This is a genomic window from Chitinophaga agri, assembly GCF_010093065.1.
Lineage (GTDB): Bacteria > Bacteroidota > Bacteroidia > Chitinophagales > Chitinophagaceae > Chitinophaga > Chitinophaga agri.
In genome coordinates this window covers 525700-538525 of record NZ_CP048113.1, presented here as the reverse complement: position 1 = coordinate 538525, position 12826 = coordinate 525700, and the positions used below count along the sequence as shown (strand labels likewise).

The following is a 12826-nucleotide window of genomic DNA, read 5'->3' as shown; positions in this document are numbered from 1 at the left end:
TAAAATTCTGCGCGAAGGAAATCTGATAAGCAAGCATTCATTCATACCATAAATCGCTAAAAATGGGAAAAGAGTCAAACGACATTAGTAAATGCCCCTTTCACAATGGCACTCTGAAAAGCAACGTTGGCGGTGGCGGCACCAGAAACCGCGACTGGTGGCCTAACCAACTAAAGTTAAACATCCTGCGTCAGCATTCCACCATGTCGGATCCTTTCGGCAAGCAGTTCAATTATGCGGAAGCATTTAAAAGTCTGGACCTGGAAGCCGTGAAAAAAGACCTGCATGCATTGATGACTGACTCACAGGAATGGTGGCCGGCGGACTTCGGACATTACGGTCCGTTATTCATCCGTATGGCCTGGCACAGTGCAGGTACCTACCGGGTAACAGACGGACGTGGTGGCGCTGGTGGCGGACAGCAACGTTTCGCACCGCTGAACAGCTGGCCTGATAACGTTAGTCTGGATAAGGCACGCAGACTGCTCTGGCCGATCAAACAAAAGTATGGAAGCAGCATCTCCTGGGCCGACCTGCTGATCCTGACAGGTAACGTGGCACTGGAATCAATGGGCTTTAAGACATTTGGTTTTGCTGGTGGTCGTGAAGACAAATGGGAAGCAGATGAGGATGTATACTGGGGTGCAGAAACAACCTGGCTGGGTGGCGACCTGCGTTATGCGCATGGCTCACCAGGTGTAGAAGGTCAGGGCATTGTTTCATCTGATGATGATGCAGATGGTGATATCCACTCCCGCAATCTGGAGAAGCCACTGGCTGCCGTACAGATGGGACTGATCTATGTGAATCCTGAAGGTCCTGATGGTAATCCTGATCCAATTGCAGCAGCAAAAGATATCCGTGATACCTTCGGTCGGATGGCAATGAATGATGAAGAAACCGTAGCGCTGATAGCAGGTGGACACAGTTTCGGTAAAACCCATGGCGCCGCTCCATCCACACACGTGGGTAAAGAGCCGGAAGCTGCGGGACTGGAAGCACAGGGACTTGGCTGGAGTAACAGCTATGGCTCGGGTAAAGGTGCCGACACGATCACCAGCGGACTAGAAGTGATCTGGACCAAGACACCTACGCAATGGAGCAACAACTTCTTCGAGAACCTTTTTGCTTTTGACTGGGAGCTGACCAAGAGTCCTGCAGGCGCTCATCAATGGGTAGCTAAAAATGCAGAAAGCTTCATCCCCGATGCGTATGACAGCAACAAAAAGCACCGGCCTACCATGTTGACAACCGACCTGGCACTGAGAATGGACCCGGGCTTTGAAAAGATCTCCAGGCACTTCCTGCAGAATCCTGATGCTTTTGCAGACGCATTCGCGAGGGCATGGTTTAAATTAACACACAGAGATATGGGACCACGCGCCCGTTACCTGGGACCTGATGTTCCGGCAGAAGAGCTGCTCTGGCAGGACCCGGTACCGGCGGTAGACCATCCACTCATCGATGACAATGATATTGCATCGCTGAAAGCAACTATACTGGACGCAGGTCTGACTGTATCGGAACTGGTGGGTACAGCATGGGCCTCAGCGTCTACTTTCCGTGGGTCAGACAAACGCGGTGGCGCCAATGGTGCACGGATCCGCCTGGCACCTCAGAAAGACTGGCAGGTGAATAATCCGATCCAGTTACAGAAAGTATTAGACAAGCTGGAAGGTATTCAGCAGGCTTTCAACGGCGCACAGTCCGGCGGTAAGAAAGTTTCCCTGGCGGACCTGATCGTACTGGCAGGTGCTGCGGGTATCGAGAAAGCAGCGAAAGACGCCGGACAGGCCGTAACAGTGCCATTCACACCTGGCCGTACGGACGCTACACAGGATAAAACTGATGTTGAATCAGTTGCTTACCTGGAGCCGCTGGCCGATGGCTTCCGTAACTACCGGAGGTCACGCGTACCTGCATCTACTGAAGAACTGCTGATTGACAAAGCGCAGTTACTGACGCTGACAGCGCCCGAGCTGACGGTATTATTAGGTGGCTTACGCGTGCTGAACATCAACTATGATGGTTCCAATCATGGTGTATTCACGGCTACTCCGGGTGTACTGACCAACGATTTCTTCGTAAATCTGCTGGACATGAACACCGCATGGAAAGCGATGTCAGACGACAAGGAACTGTACCTGGGTACCGACCGTACGACCAGCGCTAACAAATGGACTGCCACCCGTGCAGACCTGGTGTTTGGATCTAACGCTGAACTGAGAGCCATTGCAGAGGTGTATGCCAGCAGCGATGGAAAAGAAAAGTTCCTCAAAGACTTCGTAGCTGCCTGGACGAAAGTATCCAACCTGGATAGATTTGACATAGCCTAATTACTGCCGGATAGTATATAAAAGAAAAGCCTCTGGTTAAACCGGAGGCTTTTCTTTTATATACTATCCGGCAGTACTACTCCCATCCTTCCTGCACTTGATGAGGAAGAACGGGTAGTTCTCCTGTACCGCTGTTATTTCAAATAACCCCGCATTCCCAAACTCCTCCTGAATGGAGGTATGGTCATAAAAGAACATCTTCACCCCTCCAAACATTTCAAAGCGGTCCTTCCCGATCATGGTTCCCTGTCCATAGGTCTGTGCCGTCCTGGAGATGACAGTAAAAACCATATATCCACCTTCGGACAACTGATTGTAACAATCGCTGATCAGCTTAGCTCTTTCTTCACCATCGAGCAAATGGATCAATGCATAGCAGAATATGCCATCATACTTGTACGCATCAAAAGGCATCGCAGTGACGGACCCGTGATGTATCACCATATCCGGTCCATAATGCTTCCGAGCCATTTCTATGGCAGTCTCAGAGATCTCTATGCCGGTAACCGTCATGCCGTTGTCTTTGAATAGCTGCGCATTCCGGCCATAGCCAATACCGGGAATCAGGATGTTCCTCACGCCTTCCCTGACAAAAAAGTCGTTCACTATTACGGCGGACCTTGACGGCTGAAAACCCCACATCTCCTGCTTTTCTTTAAAGGCAGTCTCCCAGAACTCCGGCTTATTGGTATCATTTAGCATGGCTCTTCCCTTTTTGCAACAAAGTTACATAATTACATTTTACCATGGATGTGAGCGTCCGCTCACAACAATTACCCAATAGAATTATTCTGCTGCATCTTTTCCTGACACTGCTGTACCCAGGGCAGGATCAGTATCCTGAAACGTTTATCATTACGATCGAATAGCGGACGTGTAAAAGTTACAGCAGTATCGGCAGTCACGTTCTGAGAGGTGGTAGCCGTTGTGGGCCTATCCACGACACTTGCGGCATTTAATAATGCACCGGTCCATATCAGGGTCAGCATTCCTCCCAGTCCCCAATAGATGCTTTCCCCGAACCTGATCACTCTCGGCAACGGTCCAGGCCCACTGCCCCATTCCGGCTTGCAATATTTCAGGAATAAATAAGCAATGATACCGCAGAGCAAAAAAACGGTGGTCGCCCATATTGCAATGGTGAAATTGCTCACTAGTTCACGCGCGTCGTTGATGGCTCCAAACAGTCCGCCAAGTGTCATAACACCGGCTACGGCAGCCAGGAATTTAATGGAAATGTTCTGGTAAAAAGACTTTGGCATCGTACTATCATATTTGATACACGTGGTTGAGAATATTGAGGTTATCCGGGCATATCAGGACATTCGTGCATGTCGGTCACGAAGGGATGAGAAAAGCAATAGTTAGTAGCGTTGTACATTAAAGATACTGATTTATGTGATATGTCTCACAGCATGGTTGTCAGTGATATATGATCAAAGAAGCGCCTGTAAGATGTTGGACTACAACGATCTTACAGGCGCGTTTTGATTGGGGTATGCTGGTTTGGTATACCTGTCACTACTATTAGTGATACAGGACATCGGCTGCTATACCTGGCTTGCCGGGAATCGTGGCTGTAGTACAGCCGCTTTCAGCATTGGCGCTAGTTATAACTGCATGGTGATTGCCTCAGATCTAATACCTGATCATTGACACATTTGGTTCTGTTAGCCCGCTATTACATATGAAGGTCCAGGGTGCGTGTAAATTTTCCTTTCATGATATCTATTGTCCATTGATCAGGGGAATTTACTGCCTTATTGTTTGTCATATAGTCAGGATGAATGAATCCAGGATATTCTCTCCTCAGGAGGTCGATCTGTGAGGTGCAATCCTGCAAACTCTTTTTCAGGTTTTCATTCTCCAAATTGATAATATGAATCTGCTGCTGTACTTCCTCCAGGAATCTTGTGTTTTTGTTAGAGAACATAGTCCGGCGATGTTGTGGTTAGCTATTTTGGTATAAGCGATGTTATTACAATGATAACGTATTGCCAACGCCGACTGGTTAATAAACTGTTAACGGAAGGGTTAAATATGCAGTCAGGTTATTAGTGTAACACCTTTGTTGTAGTATTGGGCGTCGTTATTGTCTGATTTAGCGTTTTATTTACAGCCTGTATCATGAAAGCAACTTCCCCTCACCTATCCTTCCTGAAATACTTTATCTGCTCTAACCGCACATGCGCCTCCTCCTCGCTATAATTCGCCTTCGGCAACTGCTCTACCAACTGATAGTTCTCAGATCTATACCCGTTCACACCAGGCCCGATTGACGACAGGTTATATTCCCTGCAACCACCACACCTGATGATATGCCAGTTATAATCAGGTATTCCTTCCTGCCTGCCCATAATGGAAGTCTTTAACATCGTATCACATGCGGTACATCTTTGCTGCCTCACTTCCACGACTTTTCCTGCCCCTCTCAGAAAATTGGTGATACGCATCAGCGTATTAAACACGCTACCATACTGCCAGCTATTCAGATCATGTTTGATATCTGCATCTACGATCACAGAAAGGTCATAAAGACGATCGCACAGGTACTCCCGCTCTCCGGTATCATAATGGAATTTATTCACTGCATGCAAATGGTTCCGGAAGATCTTTGTCAGTTCCCGTTTGCTCAGGTCATTTGTTATTCCGGCAATTATTTCATCAGTGCAATCATTAACGATCAACTGCATGTCATTACACTTATCAGGGTCAGAAGGGCTTAATCCTCTTTCCTGAAATTCATTGTAGGAAAATTTATCTTTAGTTCTGAAATTGGATAGGGCAGTTAATATAGGTCGTTTGTCGCGCATAGTGTCTTTAGTATGAATTAGCATCATCCTGTTCTTTGGATAAAATGAATCTTAGTGCCTCGAACGTTTGATCCAGGGTAAGATATGACTTTGCATTGGGAAACACCTGAAAATTGTCAGGATTCTCTGTAAGATGGCCGAAATTCAGTTGGCTGATCCGGTATAGGGTTGCGCACTGGCTCATAGATAGGGCGTTATCATGCGAATTTAATCAAAACAAAACGAATTGGCAATGAATGTCAACAGCCCGCCTTCCAACCGTTGAAACCGGATTTTTGTTCCGCCGACTCGATAATTTTTTATTCCGCCCATCACCCCGAAAAAAATAACTGGCAAAGGTTTCCGGGGTAAACCCATGAAAAGCAGGTGCTTGCCGCTCATACAGAAAACCATTGCCGGATATTTGTTTCCGATATAGTTTTGCTGGCATATTTCACTGTTACCCTAACAATACTAACAGTCCAAAACATGTAGCATCCCAGTATACAACCTCAACATAACGGTACATTGTTGTTGTTCCCGGGCGCTGTTGTAACAGCTCCGGAACGATCCCCTGTTCCTCACGGCAAATTCCAAACGAAAATGCAACGCAGGCTATAACTGGTCATTTATTATTTTTTTTTAATCCCATACTCAAAAACTAATGAAACATTTTTTCATTACGGCATTTGTATGCGCCACAACGATCGGAAAAATAAATGCGCAATCACAAACTAATGCCCTCAACATTTCGGCAAATGGCAATGTCGGTATCGGTACGGAGACTCCTTCAGAAAAGCTTCAGGTAGATGGTAACATCAAATCCAATAGCAGGTTCATAGACAAATCCGGATCTGTGATGCCCGTTGGTGCGGTCATCCCTTATGCAGGCAGCACACCTCCTCCCGGATGGGTATTCTGTGATGGTACTTCCTATCCGAAGGCCGGCGATCAGAAAGAACTCTTTGACGTTATCGGCACTACGTATGGTGGCGATGCAAATACCTTCAGGGTACCTGATCTGCGTGGCACCTTCATTCAGGGTACCGGTCTTGGCGATGGGCTGGGCCTCGCAGGCGGCGCAGAACAGCATAGTCACAGTGTCTGGATGCCTGAAAGAACATTTTCCACCACACCGGCAGGTATTCATAGCCATAGATTTCCCACTAAATGGTATTTCAGAGGATTTGCAAAAGGTGGCTTCACAGGCATTGATACAGGTGGAGACGACGTGACCTATCAAGCTACACAAGACTCAGGAAATCACGCGCATCAGGTAACTGTTACAGGCCTTCAGCTGTACACCAGCAGTACCACCGGGAAAACCCGCCCAAAATGGCTTGCACTCAATTACATTATCAAATACTAAACTAAACATCCGGCGACGCCGGCTATTACCCATAACATTTACCTCAAAACACAAATACAATGGCAATTACTAAAATTGAGAATCTCTCAAACAACATCGCCCCTATCACCGACGCAGCAGAACTGGCAAAATTTGATAGCAAAGACGCATTTGCTGAAAAGATCACAGCCACAGGCGTGACAGCCGCCACATGGGCGACGTTCGCTACCGCCAATGACAACATTCAGGTAACCTGGTCAAACGGCGCTACCGTTGTCAGTCGTGCAGTAGGCGGTACATTCGCACAAACCGGCACCACCGTTACGATCAGCGGTCTCGCTAACGCTTCAAAATATAGTATAGGCGTAAACGGTCAGTTACTCATCGGCCCTGAAGGCCAGGATGACGCTGCGGCCATCGTGAATGTCAGAATGGGCAACCTGGTAACGAAGATCAATCCGAAAGGCGACTGGATCATTGACTTCAGCGACAAAACAGATGATGCGGGTGGAAGTTCCATTAACCTGAAAGTACTTATCGACTGGATCAAGAGAAACACCGGTGACACCGGCGCTGTACCTGAACTGCCACCGGTAAAGGGTGAAGACGGTGTGGCAAAAAAACCAGAAGATTTCATCATCGAGTTCAAAGACTTCTATTACAACATTACACAGAAAACATTTGATTTCTGGGTAACGTCAAAAGACGGTCAGACCATTACATTCGGCGCCTTCACTATCAAGAAAGTAGGCTTCAGGGTAACGAATATTGCCGTAAACCCATCCCTGGAAGCACCAAAAAGCTAAGGCCCCGCCCTTTACAAATGATTGAACACTGACGTTAACACACCCGCAGCAATATTACCTGCCCGGAATATCATCCCTTAACTGGTAGTCAACATTATGGCAGATCCATCTCACTTCCTGCTGGACATTTCAGGCTCAACCCGCATTGGTACTACCAATGCGGTTGAGTTTGAAATTGCATTGGGCTTCCGGATAAATGGCGCCGACAAATCGATGTATGCCATACTGAAAACGGAAAATCCCAACGGTATCACTTTACCAGCATTACTCAACGCGTTTGATCCGGATGATAAAACAGAGATCCCCGGTTTCCTGGACCAGTTGCCAGGCATCAGGGAGATCTCAATAAAATATGGTACTGGGGCCCATTCCAGTGAGTTCAGTCTATCTATCGAGACAGTACTTAACATCAACGGTAAAGAGATCGATAGCACGCTGCTGATCGCCTATAAAAAAGCAGATAATACTGATGCCTCATTTACGTTTAGTGGCATCCTGCGCATAGAGAGTCACAAATTTGGGCTCAGCTATACCAAAGTGGATGATACCTGGTATATGTTTGCGACCTATATCCATACAGGCATAACCACCCTCAATCTGAGAGACATCGCTGGTAAAGTTTTCAGCAACCCCAATGCGATCCCTGATGCGGCACTCACCCTGAATGATTTCAAAGCCTTCCTGCTCTACCGGAAAACAGGTGAAGGCGATACGGATGTACTGGTCGGCCTGGGTGCCGGCCTCCATCTCGATCTTGAAGACCTCCCGCTTGCGGGATCACTATTTGCCAAAGACGATGCGTTCGCCTTCCGCGAGGTACTGGCACTGTATGCCAGTGGTAACTTCACCCAAACCGAATTGCAGCGCTATGCAGGCATGCCCGACATTCATGTCACTGCCGGATTTAACATCTCCGCGCAACTGCTGATCAATGGACGTTCAGCATATTATGCACTCAATGACGGCCCGGGTAAAACCTACCCTACCCCAACAGAAGATGGCAGCAATACAGCGCAGGTAAGCACGCTTCCCGGAGAAATTGCGGCTAAGGCAAAGTGGACGAAAGTAAATAAACAGATCGGGCCTGTTATCCTGCAAAGACTGGGCTTCATGTACAATAACGGCCGGGTGGTGTTACTGCTGGATGCTTCCGTGCAGATGGCAGATATCGGTATGCAGCTGATAAGTTTGGGACTAGGGTTCAAACTGGAATGGAAATTTCCTCCTGCGCTGCCTGAATTTTATATAGACGGCATAGGATTATCATATACCAAAGACCCTGTACGCATCAGCGGTATGTTCCTCAGAGCAACACCGCTGGAAACTGAACAATACTCCTATTATGGCTCCGCACAACTCTCACTTGCACAGTTCAGCGTGAGCGGTATCGGCGGCTATAGCAAACTGATAGCGCCTAAACCTGATGGTACGGTCTCCCTGTTCATCTATGCCATGTATGCCGGCACGATTGGTGGACCCGCCTTCTTCTTTGTAACGGGTATAGCAGCAGGTTTTGGATACAACCGCCGGGTAAAAACACCTGCGATCCGGGAAGTCAATACCTTCCCACTGGTGGCCATGGCGCTGCATCCGAACCCAGACAAATCACTGAATGATATATTAACAGAATTAGTAGCGAAGCAATGGATCCCTGCATCCCCCGGCGATTACTGGCTGGCCGTAGGTATCAAATTCACCTCGTTCAAACTGATCGATTCATTTATACTCGTCATGGCACAATTTGGTACCCGCACCGAATTTGCCATCCTCGGTCTCTCTATTCTGGCATGGCCTTCAAAAGAGAAAGCCATTGCCTATGTAGAACTGGCCGTAAGGGTCAGCTTTGGTCCTGATAGCGGCGTGATCGCTGTGGAAGCCATGCTGACTTCCAACTCATACGTGCTGGACAAAAACTGTAAACTCACCGGCGGCTTTGCATTCTATGCATGGGTCAAAGGACAACACGCCGGAGATTTTGTCATTACCCTGGGTGGATACCATCCCAAATTTAAGAAACCGGACCACTATCCTGATGTAGACCGTTTAGGACTGAACTGGAAAATCTCCAACCAGTTACAGATCAAAGGCGGACTGTATTATGCACTTACACCTAATGCGATCATGGCGGGTGGAAGATTAGAAGTCACCTTCAGCCTCAGCTTCCTGACCGCCAGTGTTAATTTATGGGCCGACATGCTCATTGCCTGGGCGCCTTTCCAGTATGCGATCGATATGGGTATCCGCGTGAAGATAGACGCCCATATAGACATGGGACTGTTCACCATTCACTTCAAACTTGAAATGGGTGCAGAACTGCATATCTGGGGACCACCATTTGCAGGCGAAGCCTACGTGGACTGGCATATTTTCTCTTTCACAATTCCATTCGGCAACGCTGGCAGAACGAAAAAGGAATGGCTGGACTGGCCCGGATTCAAACAGCAGTTTATCCCTACCAATACGAATAAGAAGATCGCACCGGAGATCATTATCAATACCGGTATTATTAATGAATACAAGGTAAAGACAGCCTCCGGTGAAATAAAATACCTGCTTGTCAATCCGCATCAGCTTAGCATTAATGTTGACATACCAATGCCGGTGACCACCGTGGAAGTGCCCGATCAGTCAGGTGTGGTGAATGAAATGGCGGCGGATGCAAAGATGCAGACAGCCAACGGTATGCTGCAGTATGCAGACCGTAACACAACGCTCGGTATCCGGCCGATGGGGGCCGCTACGCTTCCTGCTACACTCAGGGTAGAAGTACTGATGAATGGTAGTCCGCTCAGCGGCGACTTCGCCCCTCATTACGCTACATATACCACTGGCGTGCCCGGATCATTGTGGAGCAATACACCCGGCAGCAATGACAAGGACCATCCGGAGGAAGTAAAGATCTTACAAAATACCCTGAAAGGAGTTGTTATCACGGCCAGAGAAGCACCGCCCCCACCCGATCCGCCAGGCTTCGACCTCAGTGGAAAGTTCAGGGCAGTCAATGAATCACTCAGCTGGAGTTATGTGGCAGCATTGACAGGCCCCGATAATACCGCGTATAGCGAGGCCATTAAAACGATCATCACGAATAAGCTGACCGATGTGAGCATCACGGCAAAACGCCAAAGCATCATCGAGGCTGCCCTGCTTGTACAGGACATGCAGCAGGCTGATACCACAGGCAATCTGCCAGAATGGGTGACCACATTCAATGCCGATCCGGTGATCGTGCAGTTAGGTGGCCTTCCACAGTACAGGAACGAAACAGGTAATACTAATAAAGCGGACAATGGCAACTGAGCAACAACTATTACAAAACCCGGAGCTACTGACGTTCATACATGAAAGCTTGCCGCAACTGGTGGCCGGAGAATATACGGTAAGCGCTGACCTGTCAGTGTCTGTGGCAAAGGCCAGCGACGCCGATTTTGAAAAGGCTGTTAAAAAGGTCTGGGTAGGCGCCCCCCGTTTTATCCTTGAAGAAGCAACTGTCTATACGGTCTACCCTCCGAAAGATGCGACCGGACATTTTGAAACAACCTTACCACAGATCGTCTTCAACCGCCGTACATTACCCTGGGAAAGGACAATAGACGGAGAGCAGCATACCAACACACAGTTTAAATTCAGTCATCCGGTGCGGCATGCCCCCTGGATGGCCCTGTTACTATTCAGCGAAGATGAAATGCAGGGATCAGGTATCGCAGAAAATGCCATCATACCCACCAAAAAGAGTCTGAAAGACCCCGGCAGCCAGGTATTCGTACCGGAAATATCAGCCGATATCGTCCATGGCAAAAATCCCAAGCTGGCCCCCTGGGAAGACATCAATACCTCTTACGATGTAATAGATGTGCCGCTGGCACTATTCAGGCAGGTAGCACCTGCAAAGGACGACCTGCCCTATCTCGCACATGTGAGAAAGGTAACAGTGGATGATAGCAAAGAACGCGCATCCATTGCAGATGATGGCTACTTTTCCACGCTCATGTGTAACCGGCTACCGGTCAGCAGCAGCGACAACACCAGTGGTGTCAGGAATACCATCTTCCTTGTATCACTGGAAGGCTATCACAACCATTACCTGAAAGATCAGTACATCGAAAGCAAAGGAAAAAATAAGGTGCGGCTGGTGGTACTGCAATCCTGGAGTTTTACAGTAGCCGCGGGTAAAAACTTCCTGGAGCTTTGTGAAGGACTACATGTAAGTCCCTTCAAGATCAACTATCCCGCAGGGACCCATGAGGCGCTGAAAAGATCATATGACTACGGATATACCCTGTTACCACATGTCACGCGTAATGGTGCACAGACCTATTCCTGGTATCGGGGTCCGTTCAATCCGAACTTCCTGCCTGCCAATCCGAAGACCAAGACGTACAAGACCGCCGATGAAGCACTTCGGTTTGACCACACGACCGGCATGACGGACATTTCCTATGCGGCCGCCTGGCAACTGGGACGACTACTGGCCTTAAAAGACAAAACATTCAACACGGCCCTGTATCAGTGGAAACTGCAGGGTAAAAGACAGATAGTGAAATCAGCTGCCCGGCAGCAGATAGCCGGTTTGTTCCCTGCCGGATACGGCAGCAATATCACGGAGACGGCCTCACTGGAAGACACCATGAAAGGTTTTCTGGCCAGTCATTATAACGCAGGTAATCCCTTTACCGAAACACCCGTTCCCTTTTCCAATAAACCGGAAGATATTGATCAGCAGTTAAACAATATCGCCGGCAGTGGTGGCGGCATACATGAAATACCATCCACCATCACTGACTGGCTGGGCAAACTGTTCCTGCTGGAAGGCGTGCCGGTGAATTATCTACTGCCACATGAAAATTATCTCATCAGCCGTGAAGGAGGAACCATTGAAAAAGAAGCAGTAGGCACTTTCTATATAGACTATGACTGGATTGAAGCCCTGCTGGGTGGCGCATTAAGCATTGTTGATACAGCAGATTCGGTATCCCTGCTGAATATGCTGAAAGATGGCCGCTTCCTCCCTGATAACATCATGGTGAATAAAGCGAACGCCTCTTTTGTACCACGCGGAGAAGGGGAAGCAGTTCCATTACCCAAAGTCATCAGCGGACACATTACGGGCTTCTTTCTCCGTTCACAACTGGTATCGGGATGGAAGGGCATTAAGGTCTTTGCCAGGGACGAAACAGGCGCCTGGATGCAGCATCCATTGAAGATAGAACGGTTATCGGACGATATACAGCTCTGTGTATTTTCAGGTAAGGTACAACAGCTGCAATTCATACAACCACCGGAAGGAACACACTTTGGTGTCGATGAGAGCAGTGAAGGATGGCAGAAAGCGCTGCGGGATAAAGCCGGCAATGTAGGACAGACAAAAGTTACGCTCGCGGTGAGCAGTAAAGGTGTACTGTCCCTGAATAACATTGCGGGCGCTATCACTGAAAAAGGTACCACCGTCAGTACGTCCGCCGAACTGGCTTTTCAGTTGCTCGAAAGTCCGGTGATATACACCCTCAACATTTTAGATAACTGGAACAAATAACCCCACCCCAA

The 12826-nt window shown here is 48.2% G+C and carries 9 protein-coding genes; 5 read left to right on the top strand and 4 right to left on the bottom strand.

The window, feature by feature from the left end; translation table 11 throughout:
* Positions 1-62 precede the first annotated feature (62 nt).
* On the top strand, positions 63-2336 hold the full coding sequence (gene katG / locus GWR21_RS02075; RefSeq protein WP_162330124.1) for a catalase/peroxidase HPI: 2274 nt from the start codon (positions 63-65) through the stop codon (positions 2334-2336).
* A 63-nt stretch (positions 2337-2399) separates the two neighbouring features.
* Here the strand turns inward: katG and GWR21_RS02070 are convergent, their stop codons facing one another.
* The 4 genes from GWR21_RS02070 to GWR21_RS02055 form a co-directional block, all read right to left on the bottom strand.
* Positions 2400-3038 (bottom strand): class I SAM-dependent methyltransferase, encoded by a 639-nt coding sequence (locus tag GWR21_RS02070; protein ID WP_162330123.1) that lies wholly within the window; start codon positions 3036-3038, stop codon positions 2400-2402.
* A 71-nt stretch (positions 3039-3109) separates the two neighbouring features.
* Positions 3110-3598 (bottom strand): hypothetical protein, encoded by a 489-nt coding sequence (locus GWR21_RS02065; protein ID WP_162330122.1) that lies wholly within the window; start codon positions 3596-3598, stop codon positions 3110-3112.
* Between the two features lie 419 nt (positions 3599-4017).
* The gene (locus tag GWR21_RS02060) at positions 4018-4269 is read right to left on the bottom strand and encodes a hypothetical protein (protein WP_162330121.1); all 252 of its coding nucleotides are present in this window, start codon (positions 4267-4269) and stop codon (positions 4018-4020) included.
* A 211-nt stretch (positions 4270-4480) separates the two neighbouring features.
* Entirely contained in the window at positions 4481-5149 is a 669-nt protein-coding gene (locus GWR21_RS02055; RefSeq protein ID WP_162330120.1) for a DUF4844 domain-containing protein, read from the bottom strand.
* Between the two features lie 643 nt (positions 5150-5792).
* Here GWR21_RS02055 and GWR21_RS02050 point away from each other — a divergent pair.
* The 4 genes from GWR21_RS02050 to GWR21_RS02035 all read left to right on the top strand — a co-directional run bounded on the left by GWR21_RS02050 (position 5793) and on the right by GWR21_RS02035 (position 12815).
* Complete coding sequence (locus tag GWR21_RS02050; RefSeq protein WP_162330119.1) at positions 5793-6497, top strand: phage tail protein; 705 nt, start codon at positions 5793-5795, stop codon at positions 6495-6497.
* Positions 6498-6556: 59 nt separating this feature from the next.
* Entirely contained in the window at positions 6557-7282 is a 726-nt protein-coding gene (locus GWR21_RS02045) for a hypothetical protein (RefSeq protein WP_162330118.1), read from the top strand.
* Positions 7283-7378: 96 nt separating this feature from the next.
* Positions 7379-10582, top strand: coding sequence for a DUF6603 domain-containing protein (locus tag GWR21_RS02040; RefSeq protein WP_162330117.1), 3204 nt, complete (start codon positions 7379-7381; stop codon positions 10580-10582).
* A complete protein-coding gene (locus GWR21_RS02035; protein ID WP_162330116.1) occupies positions 10572-12815 on the top strand; it encodes a hypothetical protein in 2244 nt (747 codons plus the stop codon). Before GWR21_RS02040 ends, GWR21_RS02035 begins: the two co-directional genes overlap by 11 nt.
* Positions 12816-12826: the final 11 nt, after the last annotated feature.

What these genes read in the sequence shown, in the direction of transcription:
- GWR21_RS02065 (WP_162330122.1), bottom strand. Translation starts at nt 3,598, where the DNA reads ATGCCAAAGTCTTTTTACCAGAACATTTCCATTAAATTCCTGGCTGCC.
- GWR21_RS02035 (WP_162330116.1), top strand. Translation starts at nt 10,572, where the DNA reads ATGGCAACTGAGCAACAACTATTACAAAACCCGGAGCTACTGACGTTC.
- GWR21_RS02070 (WP_162330123.1), bottom strand. Translation starts at nt 3,038, where the DNA reads ATGCTAAATGATACCAATAAGCCGGAGTTCTGGGAGACTGCCTTTAAA.
- katG (WP_162330124.1), top strand. Translation starts at nt 63, where the DNA reads ATGGGAAAAGAGTCAAACGACATTAGTAAATGCCCCTTTCACAATGGC.
- GWR21_RS02045 (WP_162330118.1), top strand. Translation starts at nt 6,557, where the DNA reads ATGGCAATTACTAAAATTGAGAATCTCTCAAACAACATCGCCCCTATC.
- GWR21_RS02055 (WP_162330120.1), bottom strand. Translation starts at nt 5,149, where the DNA reads ATGCGCGACAAACGACCTATATTAACTGCCCTATCCAATTTCAGAACT.
- GWR21_RS02040 (WP_162330117.1), top strand. Translation starts at nt 7,379, where the DNA reads ATGGCAGATCCATCTCACTTCCTGCTGGACATTTCAGGCTCAACCCGC.
- GWR21_RS02050 (WP_162330119.1), top strand. Translation starts at nt 5,793, where the DNA reads ATGAAACATTTTTTCATTACGGCATTTGTATGCGCCACAACGATCGGA.
- GWR21_RS02060 (WP_162330121.1), bottom strand. Translation starts at nt 4,269, where the DNA reads ATGTTCTCTAACAAAAACACAAGATTCCTGGAGGAAGTACAGCAGCAG.